Annotated in this window: 25 protein-coding genes; 7 read left to right on the top strand and 18 right to left on the bottom strand. The window is 67.8% G+C overall.

Annotated features, from left to right (window positions below):
• Positions 1-99 precede the first annotated feature (99 nt).
• The 5 genes from C0V72_RS10325 to C0V72_RS10305 all read left to right on the top strand — a co-directional run bounded on the left by C0V72_RS10325 (position 100) and on the right by C0V72_RS10305 (position 5,046).
• Positions 100-297 (top strand): DUF5522 domain-containing protein, encoded by a 198-nt coding sequence (locus C0V72_RS10325; protein WP_101794050.1) that lies wholly within the window; start codon positions 100-102, stop codon positions 295-297.
• 19 nt (positions 298-316) lie between these two features.
• Positions 317-1,429, top strand: coding sequence for an S-(hydroxymethyl)glutathione dehydrogenase/class III alcohol dehydrogenase (locus tag C0V72_RS10320; RefSeq protein ID WP_101794049.1), 1,113 nt, complete (start codon positions 317-319; stop codon positions 1,427-1,429).
• A 69-nt stretch (positions 1,430-1,498) separates the two neighbouring features.
• On the top strand, positions 1,499-2,608 hold the full coding sequence (locus C0V72_RS10315; RefSeq protein ID WP_101794048.1) for a GNAT family N-acetyltransferase: 1,110 nt from the start codon (positions 1,499-1,501) through the stop codon (positions 2,606-2,608).
• The gene (locus C0V72_RS10310; protein WP_233999890.1) at positions 2,601-4,097 is read left to right on the top strand and encodes a lipopolysaccharide biosynthesis protein; all 1,497 of its coding nucleotides are present in this window, start codon (positions 2,601-2,603) and stop codon (positions 4,095-4,097) included. Before C0V72_RS10315 ends, C0V72_RS10310 begins: the two co-directional genes overlap by 8 nt.
• Positions 4,098-4,158: 61 nt before the next feature.
• Positions 4,159-5,046, top strand: coding sequence for an alpha/beta fold hydrolase (locus tag C0V72_RS10305; protein WP_101794046.1), 888 nt, complete (start codon positions 4,159-4,161; stop codon positions 5,044-5,046).
• Between the two features lie 40 nt (positions 5,047-5,086).
• On the opposite strand, the gene C0V72_RS10300 is transcribed toward C0V72_RS10305, so the two are convergent.
• From C0V72_RS10300 to C0V72_RS10215, 18 genes are read right to left on the bottom strand one after another with little or no spacing between them, the layout of a single operon-like run.
• Complete coding sequence (locus tag C0V72_RS10300; RefSeq protein WP_143704567.1) at positions 5,087-5,452, bottom strand: flagellar protein FliS; 366 nt, start codon at positions 5,450-5,452, stop codon at positions 5,087-5,089.
• 12 nt (positions 5,453-5,464) lie between these two features.
• Positions 5,465-6,895, bottom strand: a complete 1,431-nt coding sequence (gene fliD / locus C0V72_RS10295) for a flagellar filament capping protein FliD (protein ID WP_101794044.1) — start codon at positions 6,893-6,895, stop codon at positions 5,465-5,467.
• 30 nt (positions 6,896-6,925) lie between these two features.
• Positions 6,926-8,065: an EscU/YscU/HrcU family type III secretion system export apparatus switch protein gene (locus tag C0V72_RS10290; RefSeq protein WP_101794043.1), complete on the bottom strand. Its 1,140-nt coding sequence runs from the start codon at positions 8,063-8,065 to the stop codon at positions 6,926-6,928.
• Position 8,066: 1 nt separating this feature from the next.
• Complete coding sequence (locus C0V72_RS10285) at positions 8,067-8,852, bottom strand: flagellar biosynthetic protein FliR (protein WP_101794042.1); 786 nt, start codon at positions 8,850-8,852, stop codon at positions 8,067-8,069.
• 10 nt (positions 8,853-8,862) lie between these two features.
• On the bottom strand, positions 8,863-9,135 hold the full coding sequence (locus C0V72_RS10280) for a flagellar biosynthetic protein FliQ (RefSeq protein WP_101794041.1): 273 nt from the start codon (positions 9,133-9,135) through the stop codon (positions 8,863-8,865).
• Entirely contained in the window at positions 9,132-9,902 is a 771-nt protein-coding gene (gene fliP / locus C0V72_RS10275) for a flagellar type III secretion system pore protein FliP (RefSeq protein WP_101794040.1), read from the bottom strand. The genes C0V72_RS10280 and fliP overlap by 4 nt, the downstream gene beginning before the upstream one ends.
• 32 nt (positions 9,903-9,934) lie before the next feature.
• On the bottom strand, positions 9,935-10,219 hold the full coding sequence (locus tag C0V72_RS10270; RefSeq protein ID WP_101794039.1) for a flagellar biosynthetic protein FliO: 285 nt from the start codon (positions 10,217-10,219) through the stop codon (positions 9,935-9,937).
• Between the two features lie 16 nt (positions 10,220-10,235).
• Positions 10,236-10,694 (bottom strand): FliM/FliN family flagellar motor switch protein, encoded by a 459-nt coding sequence (locus tag C0V72_RS10265; RefSeq protein ID WP_101794038.1) that lies wholly within the window; start codon positions 10,692-10,694, stop codon positions 10,236-10,238.
• Positions 10,691-11,605: a flagellar motor switch protein FliM gene (locus C0V72_RS10260; RefSeq protein WP_172438990.1), complete on the bottom strand. Its 915-nt coding sequence runs from the start codon at positions 11,603-11,605 to the stop codon at positions 10,691-10,693. The genes C0V72_RS10265 and C0V72_RS10260 overlap by 4 nt, the downstream gene beginning before the upstream one ends.
• Positions 11,606-11,643: 38 nt before the next feature.
• The gene (locus tag C0V72_RS10255; RefSeq protein WP_442792581.1) at positions 11,644-12,162 is read right to left on the bottom strand and encodes a flagellar basal body-associated FliL family protein; all 519 of its coding nucleotides are present in this window, start codon (positions 12,160-12,162) and stop codon (positions 11,644-11,646) included.
• A complete protein-coding gene (locus C0V72_RS16735; RefSeq protein ID WP_267893432.1) occupies positions 12,096-13,694 on the bottom strand; it encodes a hypothetical protein in 1,599 nt (532 codons plus the stop codon). The genes C0V72_RS10255 and C0V72_RS16735 overlap by 67 nt, the downstream gene beginning before the upstream one ends.
• 28 nt (positions 13,695-13,722) lie before the next feature.
• Positions 13,723-14,163: a hypothetical protein gene (locus tag C0V72_RS10245; RefSeq protein WP_101794034.1), complete on the bottom strand. Its 441-nt coding sequence runs from the start codon at positions 14,161-14,163 to the stop codon at positions 13,723-13,725.
• Positions 14,153-15,520: a FliI/YscN family ATPase gene (locus C0V72_RS10240; protein WP_442792580.1), complete on the bottom strand. Its 1,368-nt coding sequence runs from the start codon at positions 15,518-15,520 to the stop codon at positions 14,153-14,155. Before C0V72_RS10240 ends, C0V72_RS10245 begins: the two co-directional genes overlap by 11 nt.
• Positions 15,484-16,176: a FliH/SctL family protein gene (locus tag C0V72_RS10235; protein ID WP_101794033.1), complete on the bottom strand. Its 693-nt coding sequence runs from the start codon at positions 16,174-16,176 to the stop codon at positions 15,484-15,486. The genes C0V72_RS10240 and C0V72_RS10235 overlap by 37 nt, the downstream gene beginning before the upstream one ends.
• The gene (fliG, locus tag C0V72_RS10230) at positions 16,160-17,188 is read right to left on the bottom strand and encodes a flagellar motor switch protein FliG (RefSeq protein WP_101794032.1); all 1,029 of its coding nucleotides are present in this window, start codon (positions 17,186-17,188) and stop codon (positions 16,160-16,162) included. Before fliG ends, C0V72_RS10235 begins: the two co-directional genes overlap by 17 nt.
• The gene (gene fliF, locus C0V72_RS10225) at positions 17,185-18,867 is read right to left on the bottom strand and encodes a flagellar basal-body MS-ring/collar protein FliF (protein WP_233999888.1); all 1,683 of its coding nucleotides are present in this window, start codon (positions 18,865-18,867) and stop codon (positions 17,185-17,187) included. Before fliF ends, fliG begins: the two co-directional genes overlap by 4 nt.
• A gap of 3 nt (positions 18,868-18,870) precedes the next feature.
• The gene (gene fliE / locus C0V72_RS10220; RefSeq protein WP_101794031.1) at positions 18,871-19,242 is read right to left on the bottom strand and encodes a flagellar hook-basal body complex protein FliE; all 372 of its coding nucleotides are present in this window, start codon (positions 19,240-19,242) and stop codon (positions 18,871-18,873) included.
• A complete protein-coding gene (locus C0V72_RS10215) occupies positions 19,239-20,522 on the bottom strand; it encodes a sigma-54 interaction domain-containing protein (protein ID WP_233999887.1) in 1,284 nt (427 codons plus the stop codon). Before C0V72_RS10215 ends, fliE begins: the two co-directional genes overlap by 4 nt.
• Before the next feature lie 284 nt (positions 20,523-20,806).
• Between C0V72_RS10215 and C0V72_RS10210 the strand changes: the two genes are divergently transcribed.
• Positions 20,807-21,637 carry a flagellin N-terminal helical domain-containing protein gene (locus C0V72_RS10210; protein WP_101794030.1) on the top strand — a complete coding sequence of 277 codons (831 nt, stop codon included), beginning with the start codon at positions 20,807-20,809 and terminating at the stop codon, positions 21,635-21,637.
• A 200-nt stretch (positions 21,638-21,837) separates the two neighbouring features.
• On the top strand, positions 21,838-22,287 hold the full coding sequence (locus C0V72_RS10205; RefSeq protein WP_101794029.1) for a hypothetical protein: 450 nt from the start codon (positions 21,838-21,840) through the stop codon (positions 22,285-22,287).
• Positions 22,288-22,289: the final 2 nt, after the last annotated feature.

Below are 22,289 nucleotides of genomic sequence, written 5' to 3'. Positions count from 1 at the left end.
GCGTAAAAGCGTGAGGCGCGCAAGCCGCTATACTGCCCATCGCGGCAATTTTGTTTCGTGCATGGCATCGCGGACACTTTCGCTTTATCGCGCTTCGCCATGACGCAGCCCGCCAAAGACACCGATGTCCACACCCTGCACGAAGCCGCCTGCGCCCGCGGCGAGGCGACCTATCGCGATCCTGCCACCGGCTACACCGTGTTCACCCGGCTCGCGCATCTCAAGCGCGGCAAGTGTTGCGGATCGGCCTGCCGCCATTGCCCTTATGGCCACGAAGCCGTAACCCCCCGCCGCTGACCAATCGGAGACCCTCCCCATGAAGACCCGTGCTGCCGTTGCCTTTGAAGCCAAAAAGCCGCTCGAAATCGTCGAGCTTGATCTTGAAGGGCCCAAGGCAGGCGAAGTGCTGGTCGAAATCATGGCGACCGGCATTTGCCACACCGATGCCTACACGCTCGACGGGCTGGACAGCGAAGGCATCTTCCCCAGCGTGCTCGGCCACGAAGGCGCAGGCATCGTCCGCGAGGTTGGCGCAGGCGTCACCAGCGTGAAGCCCGGCGATCACGTCATCCCGCTCTACACCCCCGAGTGTCGCCAGTGTAAGTCGTGCCTGTCGGGCAAGACCAACCTGTGCACCGCGATCCGCGCGACGCAAGGCAAGGGCCTGATGCCCGACGGCACCACGCGCTTCAGCTATAAGGGCCAGCCGATCTTCCACTACATGGGCTGCTCGACCTTTTCGAACTTCACCGTGCTGCCCGAAATCGCGGTCGCCAAGATCCGCGAAGACGCGCCGTTCCAGTCCGCCTGCTACATCGGTTGCGGTGTCACCACAGGTGTCGGCGCGGTGACCAACACCGCCAAGGTGCAGGTGGGTGACAATGTCGTGGTCTTCGGCCTCGGCGGGATCGGCCTCAACGTCATTCAAGGCGCACGGCTGGCCGGCGCGAACCTGATCGTGGGCGTCGACATCAACCCTGACCGCGAGGAATGGGGCCGCCGCTTCGGCATGACCCACTTCCTCAATTCCAAGGGGCTAAGCCGCGAGGAGACCGTCGCCAGGATCGTCGAGATGACCGATGGCGGCGCGGACTACACCTTTGATGCCACCGGCAACACCGAGGTGATGCGCACAGCGCTTGAAGCCTGCCACCGCGGCTGGGGCACCTCGATCATCATCGGGGTTGCCGAAGCGGGCAAGGAAATCGCCACCCGCCCGTTCCAGCTCGTCACGGGGCGCAACTGGCGCGGCACGGCCTTCGGCGGAGCCAAGGGCAGGACAGACGTGCCCAAGATCGTCGACATGTACATGACCGGCAAGATCCAGATCGACCCGATGATCACCCACGTCATGGGTCTGGAAGAGATCAACACCGCCTTCGATCTGATGCACGAAGGCACATCGATCCGCAGCGTCGTGGTGTTCTGACCACCTTCTTGCCCCGCGAGGCCTGTGGTTAACCGCGTGGTTACGCCAACCGGCTAAGGCTGGCGGGTGATGTACGAAAGCAGGATTGCAACGGGCGACCTCAGGGTCGCGGCAGTGGAAGGCTTCCCGCCGGAAATCAACACGCTTGCAGCCTGCAACCTTGCAGGACACAGCTTTCTGCGCGCAGCGTGGTATGCCGCCCGCGCCCCCCATCGCGGCCGGACGCTGCTGGTGCAACGTCAGGCCGACGGTGCGCTGCTTGCCGCGATTCCAACGGTCGCCTTTGGCCCGGCCATCGGCCGCGCGCGCAAGGTGCCCGGATCATACTGGCCTTTGCGCAGCCCGTTGATCGCACCTGACTGCGATGTTTTCGAACTGGCCCACGGGCTTGATCATTGCGCCGCGCGCTGCCTTGGCGGGGTGTGGCGGGTTGGCCCTGTGCGCGGCGATGATCCGGCGATCCGCCTGCTCGTCGCGGCGGCGCAGCTGGCCAACTGGACAGTGCTGGGACGCCCGGCCGGAACCAGCTGGGTGATCGATCTTGATGCCGCCCGCGCGGCTGGCTGGCCGCGGGCCTCTACCGCCAGGAAACTGCGCGCGGCGTGGCGCAAGCTTGAGGAAATCGGCACGCCGCGCTGGCGCTATGTGCGCGGGGCGCAGTGGGACACCGGCACGCTCGAAGCGATGGGCCGGATCGAGGCGCAAAGCTGGATCGCGCGCCGCACCAATGGCAGCGGGGCCAAGTTCATGACCCCGGCCCTGCGCGCATTGTGGAGCCATGCGCTGACCGACCCGGTGCTCGCCGACATGCTGTGCGCCACCATCCTGATGCTGGATGATCGCCCGGTCGCCTTCAGCTTTGATCTGGATAATGGCCCGGTGCAGTATGGGATCGCAGGCAGCTATGTTCAGGATCTCAGACACCTGAGCATTGGCAAGCTCGCCAATTACCGCGCCATCGAAGATGCGATTGCCGATGGCCAATCCGTGATGGACATGGGCGTGGGCGATACCGGCTACAAAGAGCAAATGGGCGCGGTAGCGGCCTACGACATGACCGATCTGCTGTTTGTCCGCAGCCGCTCTGCCGCCCATGTGCTGGCCCAGGCATGGGGCGAGATATGGCCCCCCTCTGCCGGAACCGAAGCATTCAAGCCGCACGAGATGGCCGGTGGCTGAGGCTGACCCCAACATCAAGCCCCCCTCGCTCGCCGCGCAGGTGCGCACGGCGGTGATCTGGCGGTCGGGCAGTCAGGTACTGACCCAGATCGTCTCTTGGGCTTCGACCCTGATCGTGATCCGCCTGCTCGCGCCGCAGGATTATGGCCTGTTCGCCATGGCGCAGGTGATGCTGATGCTGCTCAGCACCATGAACGGCTGGGGCCTCGCCTCGGCGCTGATCCGCGAGGAACATGTCAGCGAGGAGCGACTGCGCCAAACGCTGGGCATGCTGATCCTGCTCAATTGTGGTCTGGCCGTTACCCAGTTCATCGCTGCGCCGCTGGTGGCACTATGGTTCGAACAGCCGATGGTCACAAACCTGCTGCGGGTGCAATCGCTGTTATATCTTTCCGTGCCGTTCTGCGCGCTGCCCCATGCGATCCTGAGCCGCCGGATGGATTTCCGCCGCCCGGCACAGGTGCGCCTTGCCGCCGCGCTGGCCGGCGCGATCATGGCGCTGACGGGGGCACTTGCAGGCTGGGGGGTGTGGACGCTGGTCTTCGCGCCCATGGCGATGTTCTTCACCGATGCGGTCGGCATGACCTGGGCCGCGCGTTCCCCGATCCGCCCCAGCTTCCGCTTCAAGGGCGCAGGCCACATCGCAGGCTTTGGCGGAGTGATGACCGCAACGCAGCTGTTCTGGTTCGTCCAGAGCCAGGCCGATGTGATGATCGCCGGACGCGTGCTCGATCCGCATGATCTGGGCGTCTACACCACCGGGCTGTTTCTGGCGCAATTGCTGGCGGCCAAGTTCGTGCCGCCAATCAACGAGGTCGCCTATGCCGCCTATTCGCGCCAGCACAGCGAGGGGACGAGCGACTGGGGATCATCCGCTCTTATCGCCACGATCCGGCTGGTGATGCTGGTGGGCCTGCCTGCCTATGCCGGATTGGCCGTGGTCGCCCCGGTGCTGGTGCCGGTCTTGCTGGGGGAAAAGTGGATCGAAATCGTCCCGCTGCTGCCGATCCTTGCTGCGGCGATGGCGATGCTGACGCTGCAAATCCTGTTCGCGCCCGCCACCAATGCGCGCGGGCGGCCGGGGATCGCCTTGCGGGTGACAATGCTGGGCAGCGTTACCATGCCGCTGGGCTTTTTCATCGGTTCCCATTGGGGCGTAACCGGTTTTGCCTGGGGCTGGGTTGGCGGAATGGCGGTGCTGACCGGGGCGACGATTGTGCTGTCGCGCCGCGTGCTGGGCTTCAGCTATGCCGGGCTGGCGCGCGCCATCCTGCCGCCGCTTGCTGCGGCGCTGATGATGGCGGCAGGGGTAGCGCTGATGCTGCGGGCCTTGCCCGATATGCCGGACATCATCGCTTTGGCCTGCGCTGTGCTGCTTGGCGTTGCGCTGTACCTCGGGATGCTGCACCTCATCGCGCCCGATCGTCTGGCCGAAGCGCTGCGCTTCGTGCGCAACCGCGGGGAGCCTGACGCGCTTGCCGCCGAATGACCCTGCCCCTGCCAAAAGCGCGCGATTGACTTGGGGCCGGTGATGCGGTTGGGCCAGCATCATGACCATGGCCCGCCCCGCTCCCACCACGCGCTTCTATCCCGCCAACGGCATTGATCTGGCCGTGCATGAATGGGCGCCCGTCGCCGACAGCAAAAGTGGCGGAGCACCGCTGGTGTTCGCCCATGCCACCGGGTTTCACGGGCGGGTGTTCGATAGCATCATCGCAGCCTTCCCCGCCCATCCCGCCTATGCCATCGACCTGCGCGGACACGGCCAGTCGCGCGCCGGACCCATTGGCGACTGGCGCACAATGTCCAGCGATGTCGCTGATTTTCTGGGGCAAGCGGGCCTGACCGGCGCTGTCGGTATCGGCCATTCGATGGGCGCGCATACGCTGCTGCAAGTCGCCGCCGATGCGCCGGGGCGCTTTGCCCGGCTGGTGCTGTTCGATCCCGTCATCCTCGCACCGGAATTCTACGCCCCCGGCCAGCCGCTCTACACCGCCGAAAACCCCCACCCTGCGATCCGCCGCAAGCGCGATTTTGCCTCGCCCGAGGCGATGATCGAGCGCTTCCAGAGCCGCGATCCGTACAACCTGTTCGCGCCGCGCGTGTTTGCCGATTACTGCCGCTACGGTCTGACCAAGGCGGCCTCTGGCGCGGGGCTGGAACTGGCCTGCGCGCCTGAAGTGGAAGCCAGCGTCTATGCCTCAAGCCGCAGCAACGCGGGCATTCTGGACGCCGCCAAAACCGTGGACATTCCGGTGCTGGTGGTGCGGGCGCAGCACACGGATCTCAACGATTTCAAAAGCTCGCCGACCTGGCCGGAACTTGCCGCGCAGCTGCCGCAGGGGACCGACCTCTACCGGCCCGATATGACCCATTTCCACCCGTTCCAAGACCCCGCCGATGCCGCGCGGATCATTGCGGAATGGATCGAAATGTGACGATGTTCTGCAAATGTTTCACGTGAAACATTGCTTCCGCCTACCCGGCGGCGTCCAGTATATCCCTGATATCATTCTTTATCTGCGCAATTGACGCAGCATCCGCCTGTAGGAGATTGGCCCCGATCTGGCTGGCGAGCCCGCCGTAAAACGCCTTGAGGCTTGTGCCCAGCGGATGGTCCGCTGCGACCGACTGGGCCAGCCACACCATGATCGTCTGGGCCCGGATCAGCGCTTCTCGGGGAGGGGCAAGGCCGCGTTCCAGAACAATCAGGGCCTGGCCCAGGGCCGCCTGCGCCTCGTCAAGACAGATGCGGGTGAGATCAGCGCTGCCCGATGTCTCGATCCGCGCCTCCAGCGTGACGCGGCGATAGGCGGCGGCGGGATTTTGGCCAAGCATCTGCACTGCGGGCACCCCTTAATTGTCGCGCGCCGACCAGATGTCGACCTGCTGGCGGATAAAGGTCAGCGTCGATTGCGATGCTGCAACCTGGCGTTCGGACGCGGTGAACTGGCGGGTCAGCCGTTCGCGCAGCGCCTCCTGCTGCTCGGCAATCCGGGCGAGACGTTCGTCGCTGGCGGCCACCTGCGCCTCGAACCGCCGCAGCGAACTGCCGAGCGAGCCGGGATCAGTCACCACCGTGTTTTCGCGCGCGAACCGGTCAATCGTGCCGAACACGCCCGAAACGCCGGTGGTGAACATGGCGGCGACGGCATCGGGCGTCGTCTCGATCGCACGGTTCAGCCGCGCGGTATCGAGCCGGAAGGTGCCATCGCGGTTAAGCGCCACGCCAAGGTCAGCCAGCGTGCGCGGCTCGCCATCCACCGCGCCGGGCATCACCACCTGGCCCGCCAGCCGCGCCAGATCGCGGCGCAATTCGCGCGCGCCCGGATCATTGCCCAGCTCGCCGCCCAACGGGGCGGCCAGCTGGTTCACCTGCCCGGCAATATCATTCAGCGCAGCGACAAAATCACTCATCACCCCAGCAATTGCATCGGTGTTGTTGGCGAAGTTCAGGCTGGTGGGCGCGCCTGTGTTGGTGCCCGTCAGGTTGAGCGTGAAGCCGCCCGGCAGGCCGGTGACGCGGTTGGTGGGGCTGGTCATCGCCACGCCATCCAGCCGGAACGCCGCATCGCGCGCTGTGCCTTGCAACTGGCCGGCGTTGGTGGCCGGGGTCCAGCCAAGATAGCTCAGATCGCCCGGCGCCGCTGCCCCGCCCGCACCGGCCGTTTCGATCACAAAGCCATTGGCCGCGCCTTCGCGCCCCTTCATCACCAGCTGCGCGCCGCCCGTGCCGGTGGCGACATAGGCCTGCACCGCGCCGCCAGTGGCCGCGTTGATCTTGGCCGACAGGCTGGCGAGCGTATCGGTCGCGGTGACGGCGATATCGATGGCAGCGCGCGCGGTATCCGGGGCGAAGCTGGCGCCTGCCACTGTGCCGAACCGCAGCGTCATGGTGCCTTCGCCCACCAGCGCATCGCGGCTGGCGTAGCTGCGGCCCAGCAGGGTCTGGCCTTGGGCAAGCTGGGTGACTTCCAGCGCAAAATTGCCGCGCGGCGAAACCCCCGGCGGCACGCTGACGCGGGCGACGGCGGCATTGCCCAACTCGCCGCGCGGGGCCAGATCGCCGTTGCGGATCCGGTCGCCCAGCGCCGCGGCCAGCCCGGTCACGCTGGCGCGCAGCTGCCCGGCGGCGGAAATCTGCGCTTCAAGGCTGGTCTTGCGCGCGGCGATGCTATCGCGCTGCACGGCAAAGCTGGCCGCCGAAATGTCGCTCGCCAGCTTGATGAAGTCGACGCCGCTGCCTGCGCCAAGTGCCGAAATGATCGAGGAGCCGGAGGTGTTCATGCGCTGTAGGACGGGCGCTGGCGGACAAGTTTAAGCATGGTTTTCGGGCCTGCCATCACCATCGAACCGCAGCGCAGCGGGCACCTCCACCACCGGGCGGAGCGGGCGGGCCCCGCGTTTCAGCGCCATCACGAAAGCGACGAGCGAGGCGAGCGCGACATACAATTCCTCGCGCACCATCTGGTTCGGGCGCGTGGTGAAATAGACGGCGCGGGCAAGCTGCGGGTATTCCAGCACCGGCAGGCCGGTTTCCGCCGCGATTTCCCGCATGGCGAGCGCGGTTTCGCCGCGGCCCTTAGCCAGCAGCAGCGGCGCGGGCGCGCGGGCGGGATCATAGGTCAGCGCCACGGCAAAATGCAGCGGGTTGACGACGATGAACTGCGCTTCCTGCATCGCGCGTGCCACCCCGCCGCGCGCCAGATCGCGCTGGCGCTGGCGGCGGGCCGATTTCATCTCGGGCGAGCCTTCGGATTGCTTGTTTTCATCCCGCAGGTCCTGAAAGCTCATCATCAGCCGCTTGTCGCGTTGGAAGCGTTGCAGCGGGTAATCGATGGCGGCAATCACGGTGAGGCCGATCAGCAGCGCGCCGATCAGGCTGGTGAAGGCCTCCAGCGCCTGCCCCAGCTGCGCCTCCAGCGGCAGGGTGCCAAGGGCAAGCAATGGCGCGATGCGGCCCTTGCCCCAATACCACGCGATCCCGCCCAGCAGCGCCAGCTTGGCCAGCCCCTTGCCGAGTTCGATCAGACCCTGCCAGCCAAGGATGCGCTTGAAGCCCGACAGCGGATTGATGCGCGAAGCCTTGAAGCCCGCATTGGCCGCCACCCAGCGCCCATCCTGCCCCAGCAGCAATTGCGATGCGGCGGTGAGGCCAGCGGCGATCAGCCCCAGCGCCATCACCGGCGGCAGCGCAACGCTTGCCGCATCAAGCAGCACTGCGCCCGGCGCAAAACCATCCAGCGCCGCCCGGTCAAAGCGGAAACCCGCGCGCGCGATCTGGGCCATGCTGTCGTTAAGCCACGCCCCCAGCCCCCACAACGCCAGCGCGCCTGCCGCCGTGCCCGCCAGCGTGGCAAGCTCTTTCGAGCGCAGCACATCGCCCTTCTTGGCAGCGTCTTCCCGCCGCTTGGCGGTTGGCGCGAAGGTTTTTTCGCCCGGCGTTTCCTCGGCCATGTCAGCGCCCCTCGATCAGCATGGCGGAATGGTCGAGCGCGCTTTCGATCACGCCCTTGAACTGGTGGACCATCACGGGAAGCGCGATAATCAGTGCGGCGATGCCGGCCAGAACGCCCGCCGGAAGGCCAAGCGCAAAAAGGTTCAATGACGGCGCAGACCGCGCGATCAGACCCGTCACCACCTGCACCAGCAGCAACACCAGCACCACCGGCAGCGCGATGGCCGCCGCCGTGGCAAGGCCATAGCCCATGAACAGCACCACGCTTTGCGCGCGCCATGCCCCGAAGGCGAACTGGCCCGCAGGCAGCAAGCGGTAGCTTTCGATCAGCAGCTCAAACCACAGCAGATGCGCCCCGATGGCGTAGAACAGCAGGCTCAGCACCAGCCCGAAAAACGTGCCGAGCGCGCCCGATTGCGTGCCGCTGGCCGGATCAATCGAGGTGGCGATGGCAAGGCCCATGGTGCCCGAAATCTGCTCGGCCGCGATCAGGGGGATGGCGAAGGCGAGTTGCAGGACGAAGCCCAGCATCAGCCCCACCGCGATTTCCTGCACTACAGCCAGCACGGCGGCGAAGCTCAGCATGGCAGGCGGCGGGGCGAGCGGCACCCAGGCGGCGATGAAATAGCCCAGCGTCAGGCTTAGCAGGATGCGCACCGGCGCGGGCACCGCCGTGCCGCCCACCATCGGCGCGGCCATCAGCGCCGCCCCGCAGCGGACCGACAGGAACAGGATCTGCCACAGCTGCGCTTCAAGGCTGCCAAGGCCAGTATCGAGGACGTTCACGCCTGCCCCCTCACGCCGAAAGCCCGGCGACCTGCGCCATGATCTCGCGGGTAAAGTCGGTGAGCAAGCCCATCATCGCTGCGCCCAGCACCACAAAGACCAGCGCGGTGATCGCCAGCTTGGGAATGAAACTGAGCGTCTGTTCGTTGACCGATGTGGCGGCCTGGATGATCCCCACGACCAGACCCACCACCAGCGTCGCGATCAGCACGGGCCCGGCGATCAGTGCGGTCACCCACAGCGTCTGGTCTGCCAGCGCGAGCAGGGCAGCATCTTCGTTCATGTCGCAAAGCTCAGGGCAAGGCTGCCCATCAGCAGCGCCCAGCCATCAACCAGCACGAACAGCAAAAGCTTGAAGGGCAGCGAGATGATGGTGGGCGACAGCATCATCATGCCAAGGCTCATCAACACGCTGGCCACCACCAGGTCGATCACGAGGAAGGGCAGGAAAATCATGAAGCCGATCTGGAAGGCGGTTTCCAGCTCGCTGGTGACAAAGGCGGGCAGCAGGATCGAGAACGGCACCTCTGCGCCGCTTTTGAAGGTGCCGCCGCCGGCGATGTCGGTGAACATGATAAGGTTCGCCTCGCGGGTCTGGGCCAGCATGAAGGCGTGGAAGGCCTCGCCCGCCTTGCCGATGGCAGCATCCGCGCCGATAGTTCCGGCAGCATAGGGGGCAATCGCCTGCGCGTTCACGATGTCCAGCGTCGGGGCCATCACGAACAAGCTGAGGAACAGCGCCAATCCGGCCAGCACCTGCCCCGGCGGGGAGCCTTGCAGCCCCAGCGCCTGCCGCAGGATCGACAGCACCACCAGAATGCGCAAGAAACTGGTCATCATCAGCACCAGCGCAGGCAGGATGGTCAGCAGGCCCATCACCACCAGCAGCTGGAGCGACATGCTCAAGGGGCTGTCCTCACCCGCTTGCCCGTCGCCCAGCGCGCGTTCGATGGCCGTGCCGACCCCCGCTGTCACCGGATTGGGCGCAGGGGCGGCGGCCAGTGCCAGATCAGGCGCGGCAAAAAACATGGTTAATGCAAGCAGGCACATGAGGGCCGGACGCCAGTTGACAGGGCCTTGCATCACGCGCTCTCCGGCAGGGTCGCAGCAGGGGCCTCGCTCAGCCGGACCAGCCCGTGGCGCGTACAGCCGAGCAGGATCTCGCGATCATGAAAGCGCACCACCGCCAGTTTCATGCCGGGCGCGATCAGGCTGGTTTCCACCAGTTGCAGATGCCGCCCGCCCCCCTGCCTTGCCGCGCCGCCGTGCAGGCGCGTTTGCAGATACCGGGTCAGCCACAGGCTGCCCCAGATGAGGCCCGCCAGCAGCGGCAGCAGCAGCGCGAGGCGCAAGAGATATTCGAGCATCGCTCCGCCCGCCCGCTCAGAACAGATCGTCGAGCGCGGAGGTCAGCGGATCGACCGGGGGCGGGGGCGGCGGCGGAGCGGCAGCTTCAGGCGCGGCGGGCCCATCGGCCATCCCATCGCTGATCGGCGCGGGGGCAGCGGCAGGGGCAGAGGCAGGGGTGGGAACGGGGTCAGCGTAGGCGCTGACACCCGGCGCGCCCGGTTGCGGCGGCACGTCCTTGCCATCCTCACCCACCAGGCAGACGATCCGCAAGGCAAAGCGGCCCTTTTCCGCCACCACTTCGCCGCGCGCGATCACTCGGCCATTGGCGGTCACATCGAGCAATTCGTCCGTCAGCCGGTCGAGCGTGACGGTGCTGCCCTCCCCCAGCGTCAGCACATCACGCAGCGGCAGTTCGGTGCGGCCAAGTTCGACCGACAGGCGCACGGCCACATCGCCAAAGCGGGAAAAGGCAGCGGGTTGGTAAGCGGTCATGGTGCGACACCTTCGGCAAATGCGGGAACGGGAAGACGGGTCAGGCGGATCGCCATGCGATCCTCGCAGGTGCCGACACTGCCATGCGCCAGCGTGGTATCGCCCACCAGCAGCGGCACCTGACGGCCCATCACCAGCGGGATGGTATCGCCGGGGCTGAGCGTTTGCAGCCGGGCGAGCGACAGGTCGAATTGCGCCAGCACCACATGCAGCGGCAGCGGCATGTCGGCAAACGGCGCCGCCATCCCCGTGGCAGGCGGGCGCACCGCGCGTGCCCGCGCGCGGCGGCCGCCGCCGGGCAACACCCGGGCCATCCGGTCAGCGGCGATGGCGAGACTGGCGCGCCAGGTGCAGCCCTGCCGATTGGCGATGTCGAGTGTGAACAGCAGGGCCTCGGCCTCCAGCGAAAAGGGCTTCAACCGCGCGGCGCTTTCGCTGCGCACGATCACCTCGCCGCGCGTGGTCATGCCCGCAGGCGGCGGCATGTCGCCAAAGCTGGCGCGGGTGATGGCGCCCGCGATCATGGTCGCGGTCTCCTCGGCCAGCAGCGCAGCGGAACGCGGCAGCGCATCGGGCACCGCGCCGGTGATGCGCCCGTCCCCGCCAAAGCTGCGGTCGGTCAGCGCAATGGCGGTGGCAAAATCGAAGCTGAGCAGCGCGGTCTCCCCGCTCGCACCCACCCTGAGCAGGCTGTTGGCGGCAATCGGCCCGATCCGGCGCAGCGCATCTGCACCGCTGATCCGGTCGGGTTCGGCAATGCTGACATCCAGCCGGTCCCCCGACAAAAGCCCTGACAGATCATCGGCCAGCAGCCGCGCCAGATCGCGCCGCCACGCGGCCAGCAGGCTGGCGCTTTCTTCGGCGTTGATGCCGCGCCCGGCACCGTGGGCCGTCAGTTCAGAACAGTGCACCGCGGCCGCACGGACCGGCGCAAAGGCGTGCCCCATCCTCATTGGACCAGGAACCCGCGAAAGTGCACGGCATCAATCCCGCCAAAGCCTTCGTTTTCCTCCAGCACCTGATTGACGGCCTTGGTCAGGCGCATGCCGAGGCGTTTCTTGCCCTCGACATCGTAAACCTCGGCTTCGGTGCTGGCGGCCAGCTGGGCGAGAATGGCCGAACGGATCGCCAATTCGTGGGTCTTGACCCATTGCAGCACGCGCCCATCGCGGCGGGTGGAGACGGCCAGTTCGACCTGCACCAGCCCCGGCGAATCCGCGAGGTTGGAGGTGAAGCTGTCGGAAAAGCTGTAATAGGCCGTGCGGTATTTGCTGCCGCCTTCGCCGTAAACCGGGGCGGCGGCGTCCTTTTCCTTCTCGGCGCCGGGCAGCGCATAGGGATCGATCTCGGTCTTCAGCACCAGTTTGGGCTGATCGGGCTCGTCCTTGCCGGTTTCCCCGATCAGGCCCATCGCAAAGGCGCCGTAAGCCCCGCCCGCGCCCAGCCCCAGCAGCAACACCGCGCCCAGCGCGATCTTGATAACCCCGCCCTTGCCGGACTTGCCGCCGCCTTCACCTGCGGCATCGGACTTATCCTTACCCTTGGCCATGGTGTGTCAGTTCCCTGTGTTTCGTCGCGCCCCGCCCGCTGGTTGCGGTCAGGCGAACATGCCGCGTGATTGTTGGCCGGTCTGGCTGCCGTGGTCCTCCTCGCCCTCTGACCGCGCTGCCAGTGCGGCGGCGGTGGAGGTGCGGCGGTGGTCCGGCGCAGCCTCGCCGTCTCGTCCACCCGATTGGCCCAGGTATGGTGAAAGGCCTGCTTGCCCCCATTAGGGGAAGCCCCGTAGCGCTGCTCCGATGTCCCGTTTTGGCCCATGAATGCGCCGCTCTCGGCACTGGCCGAGGCGGCCGCGACGGCGCGCTCGGCCAGCGCGGCCTGAATGGCGGGGACAAAGCCGGGATCGCGGCTGGCCAGCACGGCGCGCCAATCGGCGGTGCCGGTGGCTTCCAGCCGCAGCGAGACATGGCCGAATTCGGCATGGCGCAGGGTCATTTCAGGCCGGGCCGACCGCAGCGCCTCACGCAGGTCGCCCACTTGCGCGATGGCGGTTTCCTGCTGCGGCGCGGGCGCGCGGGGGGCCTCGATCCGCTCGGGCATGGCGAGCGGGGGTGCAGGCGGGGGCGGGGCCACAGGAGTGCCGGGCGCGGGCGCGGCCGCTGCGGGCGCGGCAGACGCTGGCTCGGCAGGCAGCGCGGCCCCAGCGGGGGCCGGTGCAGGGGCCGCTTCTTCGGGGGCCGGTTCGGGGGCCACGCTGCCTTCGGGGGCAAGCACGGGCAAGGCGTTGGTGGGGCTGCGGACAGACGGTGTGGTCGCAGCCGCCAGCATCCGCGCCGCGGCGGTGCCTTGCGGCATGCCCGCAGCGGGCGGCATAGTGGGCGGCGGCGTGAGGGGCGGGGGCAGCGCGGCGACCAGCGCAGGTATTGGCGTTGGCGTTGGCGCCAGGGTTGGTATCAGTAGCGGCGTTGGTTCGGGCACTGGCGCCAAAACCGCCGCCAGCGCTGGATCGGGCGCGGCCTGATCGGTCAGCGGATCGGGCATGGCTGCCGCTGGCAGCTCCCCGGTTTCAGGGCCGCCTGTGACCGCAGCATTTGACAGCTCGGCATCGGCGCGCGTCATCATGTCGCTGGGCGGTTCGGGCGCGGAAAGGTCAGCGTGGCGGGTGACCGTGTGGGCGATCGGCAAATGAACAGGCAGGGGTAGGGGCACAGATACTGCCAGCGGCACGGCGGGCGGCAATTCTTCGCCCGGTTGCGCTGGTGATACCGGCAAGATCTTGCCGCCCGGCCCGGCATCAGGCCCAGCCAGCGGCAGCACATTCAGCCCGGCCAGCGGCAGCGCGCAGTCCGGCGCAGGGGATGATGGCATCGCCGCATCCAGCAACCCGGCAAAATCAATCCCTGTTGCCAGCGGCGTCCCCGGCGTCGGCGCCATCTGCGGCATTCCGCCGCCCGCGGCTTGGGATGGCAGCGCGGCAGACAGGTCGGGCATGAACGGGATCATCGCATCATCCTCAAAAACAGGCGGCGGATCAGCCGCCCGAACGGCTTTGCAACTTGCGTGCCAGCGGGATGGTGCGGGCCGCCTCGGCCCTTGCGCGGGCCGAGGCGTGGGCGGCGCGGGCTTCCGCGGTGCGTTCGGCCAGCCGCTTGGCCCGGGTTTCGGCCTGGGCGAGGCTATCGGCCTGCCACGCGCTTTGGCGCGACGCATCGCGGGCCGCATCCCCGGCGCTGGCGGCCAGCTGCGCCAGCCCCGCGGTAAAGCCCGCGCGGGCCTGCAAGGCGGCGCCCGTGGTCGCCCCGGCGCGCGGCGCGCTGGCGGCCACCAGCGCGCGGCTGCGCTGCGCCAGCGCCTGGTGGCGCGCTTCGGCATCCAGCGCTTCGGCCAGCGCGCGCAGCGCCTGCTTGCGCGCCACGTCGGCGATCAGGCTCTGGCGGCGCAGCAGCGCCAACCGCCGCGCTTCACGGGTCATTGCGGGCCATCAGCGCGGTCAGCGCCGCTTGGCTCGCCGCCAGCGCTTCGGCCTCGCCCCGCCGCTGCGTCAGGAAAGCGTCAATCGGCGCGGAGAGCGCCAGCGCCTCGTCCAGCAGCGCGTCGCCGCCGGCGCGGTAGGCCCCCATCATCACCAGATCGCGCCCCGCCTCGCGCGCCGCAATCAGCGCACGCAACCGCCGCGCGGCAGCGGCACAATCAGGCGGGACGATATCATCCATCACCCGGCTGAGGCTCGCGGGAATATCGATCGCCGGATAATGGCCGCGCTGCGCCAATTCGCGCGACAGGACGATGTGTCCATCCAGAATGGCGCGGGCCGTATCGACCACCGGGTCATTGGCATCGTCCCCATCGGCGAGCACGGTGTAGACCCCGGTCACCGCCCCGCCGGTGCGCGCGGAATTGCCTGCACGCTCAACAATGCGCGTCACCGCCGCCAGCGCCGAGGGCGGATAGCCCCGCGCCGCGCCCGGCTCCCCCAGCACCAGCGCCAGCTCGCGCGCGGCGTGCGCCACGCGGGTCAGGCTGTCGAGGATCAGCAGCACGCGCTTGCCCTGACCGCGGAAATATTCGGCAATCGCGCTGGCATATTGCGCGGCGCGCAGGCGCAGATTGGGGGCGTGATCGGCCGGCACCGCGACCACCACGATCCCGCCCCGCCGATGGCCTGCCATGTGCCGGTTCACAAAGTCGGACACCTCGCGCGCCCGCTCGCCGATCAGGGCGACCACGGTGACATCGGCGACCGCATGACCCGCGATGGTATCGACCAGCACGGATTTGCCGACCCCCGATCCCGCCATAATGCCCAGCCTTTGCCCGACGCCCATTGTGGCGAGGGCATTGATCGCCCGCACCCCGCAATCGAACGGCACTTCGACGCTCGCCCGTTCCAGCGCGCCTTCGCGCTTGCCTGCCAGCGGCCAGACGTGGGGCAGATCGAGCCGCGGGCCATCATCGATCGGATCGCCCAGCGCATCAACCGCGCGGCCCAGCAGCGCCTCACCCACGCGCACCTCGCCGGGGCTGCCCAGCGCGCGCACCCGGGCCTGCGGGCGCAGCAGCATCGTATCGCCCAGCAGCATCATCAGCGAGTGCCCCGCGCGAAAGCCGATCACTTCGGCAAGGCAGGGCGCGCCGGCATCATTTTCGATGAGGCCCAGCGAGCCAATCGGCAGCGGCAGGCCCGCAACTTCGATCAGGCCGCCATCGCAGGCCACCACGCGGCCTGTCAGCACCGGGCCGGACGCCACCGGAGCGGCCCGCATCCGCGCCAGATCAAGCTGCAATTCGGCGATCATCCGCGCACCGCCGCGGCGATCGCGCGGCGCCATTCCGCCGGGCCATCGCAGACCGAGCCATCGGCCCCTTCGATCAGCACCGTGCCGCGTTCCAGCGCCGCGTCGCCCACCACTCGCCAGCCTGCCAGCGCATCATCGCCCAGCACCGCCAGATCAACGGGATGGAGATGCAGCGTCAGGGCATCGGCCGCCCCGCCAATCCGCCGCGCCGCGCCGTGACAGCGCGCCAGCAGCGCGCCGCGGTCCAGCGCCGCCTCGCCCAGAACGCTCTCGCACAAGGCCATAACGGTGGCCGCAAGGTCATCGGCCAGCACGCCCAGCGCGGCTTCATCCAGCGCACGAAAGGTCAGCCGCAGCGCACGCTGGCGCGCGCCGTGGGCCTCAGCCTCAGCTATGGCAGCAGCGCGCCCTTCCGCCTGCCCCTCGGCAAAGGCAAGCGCTACCGCGGCAGCAGCCGGATCGGGTTCGGGTTCGGGTTCGGGATCGGGCACTGGCTCGGGGTCAGGCGGCGGCGGCGGCGCGGTCTCGCCAAATGGCAGCGCGGCGCGAAAGCCATCGCCCGCCATTGCGCCAGCATCCCGCCCCGCATCCAGCGCTGCGAGCCAATCCGGCGCGGCCAGATCGGCCCATGCGCGATCATCAGGGGCGGGCGCGGCCAGACGCGCCAGCCAATCAGACGAATTCGCCATTGCCATTCCCGATCACGATTTCGCCTGCTTCGGCCAGCCCGCGGGCAATCTCGACAATCGCCTTCTGCGCTGCGGCCACATCGGCCTTGGACAGGCGTCCGCGCAGGTCGATCTCGTCGCGCACGCCGTCCGCCGCGCGGCTCGACATGGCGGCAAAGAACGGCGCACGGTCGGGATCCTTGAGACCCTTCAACGCATCGACCAGCTTCTCGTTGTCGACATCGCGCAGCAGCCTGCCCATCGACATCGGATCGAGCGCGAACAGCATTTCGAAGGTGAACAGTTCTTCTTCGATCTTTTCGGCCAGCGGCGCATCGCGTTCGGCAATGGCGGGCAGCACGGTGTTGCGCAGCTCGCCCGCGGCCAGATTGATGAGGTTGGCCGCATCGCGCGGGCCGCCCAGCATCAGCGCGGCTGTGCCATAGGTTGCCGAAATGCGCTGGGTCAGCAGCGTATCGATCGTGGCTATGGCGGTGGCCGATATGGCCCCGCTTTTCGCCACGCGCTCGACCACCAGCGTTTGCAGTTCCAGCGGCAGCATGGCCAGCACCTCGGCGGCAGGCTCGGGCTCGATCAGCAGCAGCAGCGCGGCGATCACCTGCGGGTGTTCATCCAGGATCAGCCGCACCAGCACGCCCGGCGCCAACCATTGCGCCAGCGCCAGACTGCGCGGCGCGGCATCAGGCTCGATCCGCTGCATCATGCTGTCGGCCCGCGCCGGGCCCAGCGCCTTGTCGAGCAGATTGCGCACCCGGTCGGTGCGCCCGCGCTGGGGCAGCAGCTCGCGCGCGGCCTCACCCGCAAAATCGGCGAGCGCTTCGGCCATGTGCGGCTGATCGATCTCACCCAGTGCCATCATCGCCGCACCGAGTTTTTCAAGCTCGGCCGGGCTGAGGCGCGCCAGCAGACTGGTCGCTTCGGCATCGTCGAGCAGCATCAGGAACACTGCGGCGCGGTCGGCCCGGCTCAGCAGCGCGGTGCCGGCTTCGGTGATGGGGAGCTCGGCGCTCATGCGGCACCGGCTTCGGCGGGACGCGTTTCAGGCGCTTCGAGCATCCGCTGGAGCGCTTCGACCGCGCGGTCGGGCTGGCTGGCGGCGAGCCGCCGGGCCAGTTCCACCTGACGCGGCAAATCGCCAAGCGGGGTGCCGATGTCCTGCGCGGCCGCATCGCTGGCCAGCTCTTCGGCTTGGGTATTCTCGCCCTCGGCGCCGTCTGCTGCCACGGCATCACCAGCGGCGGCGGAGGCAGGCGGCGCGGCCTTGCCCTTCCACTTGCCAATCAGCGGACGCACCGCCAGCAGCAGCACCAGCAGCACGGCCAGCAGCGCGGTGCCATAGCGCACCAGCATCGCGAACCACGGCTGTTCATAGAAAGCGGGCGGTTCCAGATCGGTCGGTTCAAACTTGCTGGCCACCACCTGCACCATGTCGCCGCGCTGGGGATTGGCCCCTACGGCCGCACTGACCAGCGCCTGCAATTGCTGCGCGGTCATGGGCGCTGCGGCTTTGAGCGCGGCATCGCTGACGGCGACCGCAACCGACAGCTTCTTGAGACTGCCCGGCCCGGCGGTGGTGACGGCAACCTCGCGCCCCAATTCGTAGCTGCGGTCGGTCGCGGTTTCGGTGTCGGTTGCAGCGGCGGCGGGCGGCGCGGGAGGCTGCGGCGCGCCGTCGACCAGCTGCGCCTGGGGCGGCGGCGTGTTGGCGGGCACACCCGGCACCCCGCCCACCGGCCCTGCGCCCGTGCGGGTCGCCTCGCGCGCGCTCTCGGTGCGCACCACGCCTTCTTTCTCGTAGGTTTCGCGGGCCGAGGTCACTTCGCTGCGATCAAGTTCGACCTGCACCTGCGCGCTGAAATTGCCCTCGCCCAGCAAGGGCAGCAGCAGCGCATCAAGCTGCTCGCTCAGCTTGGCCTCGTGCTCGCGTTGCAGGGTCAGCCCCTCGCCTTCCTGCGAACGCGGGTCGGATAGCAAGCGGCCGTTCTGATCGACCACCCGCACCGCATCCGCCGTCAGCCCCGGCACCGATCCTGCGACCAGATTGACGATGGCGGAAACCTGATCGGGCGACAGGCTGCGCCCGCTGACCAGCCGCACCATCACCGATGCGCTTGGCGCATTATTTTCGCGCACGAACACCGATCGTTCCGGCGTGGCGAGGTGGACGCGCACGCTTTCGATCCCGTCGATCTCGCGGATGGTCAGTGTCAGCTCGCGTTCGCGCGCCAGTCGTAGGCGTTCGCCCTCCAGCGTGCGCGAGGTGCCTAGCGGCATCGCATCAAGCATCGCTTCAGCCCCTTCGGGCGCGGCGATCCCGGCATCGCTGGCGACCAGCATCTTGGCGCGGTAGACATCCCCTTCGGCCACCGACAGCGCGCCGGTGGAATTGTCGATGGCGTATTCGATCCCGCCCGCTTCCAGCACCTCGACCACCTTGGCGCGATCGGCATCGGTGAGGCTGGTGTAGAGCACCCGGTCAGGGCCGGACGATATCGCCAGCCACAGCCCAGCCGCCGCTGCCAGTGCGCCGACCCCGGCAAGCGCCGGGAGCGCGCGGGCGAGTGCCGGCTGGCTGACAAAGCCGGCAACCTGCGGCGGCAGCATGGTGCGCCAGCCGCCCGCACCTTGGGCGGTGGCAGGATCAAGCGGCAGGCCCGCCGGATTGGCAGGCACGGGCAGAGCGTCAGCCATCTATCAGCCCCCCATCCGCATGATGTCTTGATAAGCGTTGAGCAGCTTGTTGCGCACTTGCAGCGTGGCCTCGAAGGCAACGCCCGCTTCCTGCCGGGCCAGCATCACCTGCGCGATGTCGGTCACGGCGCCGCGTTCATAGGCGACCTGCATTTGCGACGAATGTTCCTGCACGGCGCTGACCTGCTTCAAGGCCGTGTGCAGCGTATCGGCGAAGCCTGATCCGGGTGCCTGCGCGGGAGCAAAGGCGCGGCCTGCCTCGCTCGCCGCGCGCACATCGCGCAAGGCGGCGCTGCGGGCGAGCACCTGGCTGCGCAGCGCCATCACGTCCTCGATGCCGAAACTGGCGCGCCCAATGCCGCTCACCCCGCTCATGCTGCACCTTCCACAGCCAGCATCCCGGCACCGCGCATCGAGGCGAGGCGGTAGCGCAGCGTGCGTTCCGAAATGCCCAGGCTGCGCGCGGTCGCGGCGCGGTTGTTGCCGTGGCGCGCGAGGGTATCAAGGATCGCGCGCGCTTCAGACGCGAAGGCGACATCGGACAGCGAGCGTTGATTGGCGGCCTCGGCCAGCGGCAGGGCCGCAGGGTCAGGCACGGCGCGCACGGCGGTATCAAAGATGATGTGGTCAGACGCGATGGCCCGCGCCTCGCCTGCCAATAGCAGCGCGCGGCGGATGACATTTTCCAGCTCGCGGACATTGCCCGGCCAGGCGTGGCTCTCCAGCAGGGCGAGCGCATCGGCGGCGATCCAGCCCGGCTGCGGCGCGTGGCGCAGCAGCATCGCAAAGGCGAGCGGGGCAATATCGCCGGGCCGGTCGCGCAAGGCGGGCAGGGTGAGGGGGAACACGTTGAGGCGGTAGAGCAGATCCTCGCGGAAGCGCCCGGCCTCGACCTCGGCGGCCAGATGGCGGTTGGTCGCTGCCACCACCCGCACATCGACCTTCAAGGGCTTGGTCGCGCCCAGCGGCAAAACCTCGCCTTCCTGAAGCGTGCGCAGCATCTTGGATTGCAGGGCCAGCGGCAGTTCGCCGATCTCGTCGAGCAGCAGCGTGCCGCCATCGGCCGCGCGGAACAGACCTTCGGCCGCTTCAGCCGCGCCGGTAAAGGCGCCCTTCTTGTGGCCGAACAACAGCGCTTCCAGCATCGCTTCGGGCATCGCGGCGCAATTGACGGCGACAAAGGGGCCATCGGCACGCGCCGACAGGCGGTGGACGAAACGCGCCAGCACTTCCTTGCCGGTGCCGGTCGGGCCTTCCAGCAGCACCGGGATTTCGCTGGCCGCGATCCGTTCGGCCAGCGTCAGCAGCGCCAGCGATTGCGGATCGCCCGCCACCGGCCAGCCGCCATGCGCCGCCGCCGCGAGCAACGCCGCGCGCGCTTCGGGCAGCGCCGCGGGATCATAGGCAAGCGCGATCCGGTTCGCCCCGGACAGCGCAAGGGACGGGACCGCCGCATGGTCCAGCGCAATCGCCACCTTGCCGCTGCGCGCAATGGCCGCAGCAATCGGCTGGCGCAGGTCATCACCCAGCACAATCCGGTCGCGCTGCCACGGCCCGCCCATCAGCGGCACAGTCATGCCGATCAGAATGTCGTGCATCGCGGCCTTGTGCGGCTGCGCGGCTGCGCGGTGCACCGCATCTCTTGCCCGTTCCATCATGCTAGCCCCTGTGCCGTTGGTGGAGGTTGGTCTCGGCAATCCTCTGCCGCAATCAGGCTGGACAGGTGGCAAATTTAAGCCCCCGTAGCTTCCCCTAGAACGCCAGCGGCGAACACGTAGAGCGCGGTGGCGACGTGCCGCGAACGGGGGCGCTCCATTGATCTAACACAATGATAAAAGGGAATTATTTTTCTTGCTTAAACTTCCCGGCAGCCAGCCGCTCTAATCGCCAGCAGCGACGGGCTTGTTCGTCCTGCCTGACCATCCGGGAGTTTCGACCAATGAACGTTATCGGTACCAACATCTCGGCGCTCCGCGCCACCAACGCCAGCGTCTCGGCCGGCAAAATGCTCGGCACGTCCATGCAGCGTCTGTCGACCGGCAGCCGGATCAACAGCGCCGCTGACGACGCCGCCGGCCTTGCGATTGCCGCCTCCTTCACCTCGCAGATCCGCGGCATGTCGCAGGGCGTGCGTAACGCGAACGACGGCATCAGCCTCGCCCAGACGGCAGAAGGCGCGCTGGACGAAGTCACCAACATGCTCCAGCGGATGCGCGAACTGGCCGTGCAGAGCGAGAACGGCACCTATTCGACTGACGACCTTGCCAATATCACTGTGGAACAGGACGCCCTTGCCGCGCAGATCACGTCGGTGCTTCAGAACACGCAGTTCAACGGTATCAACCTGTTCGATGGCTCGGGCGGCACGGCTGGCACCGTGTCCATTCAGGCAGGCGCAACAGCCAATGACGTCGTCGAGATTGAATTGCCGGATCTCGAAGGTGCGACCGAAATCACCACCGTCATCGATATTACCAATGGCACCTTGAATACCACTGCCCCCACCCTTGCCAACTTTGATGACGCCATCGGTGCCGTCACCACCGCCCGCGCCGGTCTGGGTGCGGTGCAGAACCGGCTCCAGTCGGCGGTGAACAACCTCACCAACGTCTCGACCAACCTGACCGACGCGCGTTCGCGGATCATGGACACCGATTATTCGGCGGAAACCACCGCGCTCGCCAAGGCGCAGATCCTCGGCCAGGCCTCCACCGCGATGCTGGCGCAGGCCAACCAGTCGCAACAGAACGTCCTGTCGCTGCTGCGTTAATCCCTACGCCCCCGTTCCCGTGGGCCGCCTTCCGCCCCTTGGAGGCGGCCTGCAGAGCCCGGAACCGCAAGGTTCCGGGCTTTTGCCGTAGAAAAGAAGGCACGAACCAACGCGCCGTTGTGAAAAGAATCGCGCCAGCGTGCGCATCCCATGTCCGCTTTTGTGATCATTTGCGGTTTTCTCCACGAAAGGAAAAAGCCATGCGGATGCTGACACTCACACTTGTTCTGGCCGGACTTGCGGCCTGCGGTTCGGAAACCGGCGCAGATACGGGGGCAGATGGCGCTCCAGACCCGGCGGGCACCAGCACCGCCGGCAGCGTAACCGCGGCCGCTCTGACCAGCGAAACAACCCCCGCCACCCGGGCCGAAGTTGAAGAAGCCTGGAAATGCCGCGGTCTTGTTTCGGCCGCAGCGGCTGCCCAGAAAATCATGCCCGCCGGCGATGTGCCTGCCAAGATCATGGAAATCACCCCGGCCATTGTGGGCTACTGGGATGACCGGGCCGGCCGCCTGAAAGCGCCTGACATGGCCGACGCGGATGTCGATGCTTTGGTGGTATCCTCAACCCGGGTGCTGGCCACCCGCGAGGCGCTGGAGCGCGAATTGCCGGTCATCAGCGCCTGTATCGATAAGCAAAAGGCGGGCTAACA

It is taken from the genome of Porphyrobacter sp. TH134, from assembly GCF_002855495.1.
Classification (GTDB): domain Bacteria; phylum Pseudomonadota; class Alphaproteobacteria; order Sphingomonadales; family Sphingomonadaceae; genus Erythrobacter.
This window is presented reverse-complemented; position numbering and strand designations above follow the sequence as displayed.

Bases quoted from the DNA above. Each gene is read 5' to 3' on its own strand.
- C0V72_RS10325 (WP_101794050.1), top strand. From the start codon at position 100: ATGACGCAGCCCGCCAAAGACACCGATGTCCACACCCTGCACGAAGCC.
- C0V72_RS10320 (WP_101794049.1), top strand. From the start codon at position 317: ATGAAGACCCGTGCTGCCGTTGCCTTTGAAGCCAAAAAGCCGCTCGAA.
- C0V72_RS10315 (WP_101794048.1), top strand. From the start codon at position 1,499: ATGTACGAAAGCAGGATTGCAACGGGCGACCTCAGGGTCGCGGCAGTG.
- C0V72_RS10305 (WP_101794046.1), top strand. From the start codon at position 4,159: ATGACCATGGCCCGCCCCGCTCCCACCACGCGCTTCTATCCCGCCAAC.
- fliD (WP_101794044.1), bottom strand. From the start codon at position 6,895: ATGAACACCTCCGGCTCCTCGATCATTTCGGCACTTGGCGCAGGCAGC.
- C0V72_RS10290 (WP_101794043.1), bottom strand. From the start codon at position 8,065: ATGGCCGAGGAAACGCCGGGCGAAAAAACCTTCGCGCCAACCGCCAAG.
- C0V72_RS10280 (WP_101794041.1), bottom strand. From the start codon at position 9,135: ATGAACGAAGATGCTGCCCTGCTCGCGCTGGCAGACCAGACGCTGTGG.
- fliP (WP_101794040.1), bottom strand. From the start codon at position 9,902: ATGTGCCTGCTTGCATTAACCATGTTTTTTGCCGCGCCTGATCTGGCA.
- C0V72_RS10270 (WP_101794039.1), bottom strand. From the start codon at position 10,219: ATGCTCGAATATCTCTTGCGCCTCGCGCTGCTGCTGCCGCTGCTGGCG.
- C0V72_RS10265 (WP_101794038.1), bottom strand. From the start codon at position 10,694: ATGACCGCTTACCAACCCGCTGCCTTTTCCCGCTTTGGCGATGTGGCC.
- C0V72_RS16735 (WP_267893432.1), bottom strand. From the start codon at position 13,694: ATGATCCCGTTCATGCCCGACCTGTCTGCCGCGCTGCCATCCCAAGCC.
- C0V72_RS10245 (WP_101794034.1), bottom strand. From the start codon at position 14,163: ATGACCCGTGAAGCGCGGCGGTTGGCGCTGCTGCGCCGCCAGAGCCTG.
- C0V72_RS10240 (WP_442792580.1), bottom strand. From the start codon at position 15,520: ATGGCGCCGCGCGATCGCCGCGGCGGTGCGCGGATGATCGCCGAATTG.
- C0V72_RS10235 (WP_101794033.1), bottom strand. From the start codon at position 16,176: ATGGCGAATTCGTCTGATTGGCTGGCGCGTCTGGCCGCGCCCGCCCCT.
- fliG (WP_101794032.1), bottom strand. From the start codon at position 17,188: ATGAGCGCCGAGCTCCCCATCACCGAAGCCGGCACCGCGCTGCTGAGC.
- fliF (WP_233999888.1), bottom strand. From the start codon at position 18,867: ATGGCTGACGCTCTGCCCGTGCCTGCCAATCCGGCGGGCCTGCCGCTT.
- fliE (WP_101794031.1), bottom strand. From the start codon at position 19,242: ATGAGCGGGGTGAGCGGCATTGGGCGCGCCAGTTTCGGCATCGAGGAC.
- C0V72_RS10215 (WP_233999887.1), bottom strand. From the start codon at position 20,522: ATGGAACGGGCAAGAGATGCGGTGCACCGCGCAGCCGCGCAGCCGCAC.
- C0V72_RS10210 (WP_101794030.1), top strand. From the start codon at position 20,807: ATGAACGTTATCGGTACCAACATCTCGGCGCTCCGCGCCACCAACGCC.
- C0V72_RS10205 (WP_101794029.1), top strand. From the start codon at position 21,838: ATGCGGATGCTGACACTCACACTTGTTCTGGCCGGACTTGCGGCCTGC.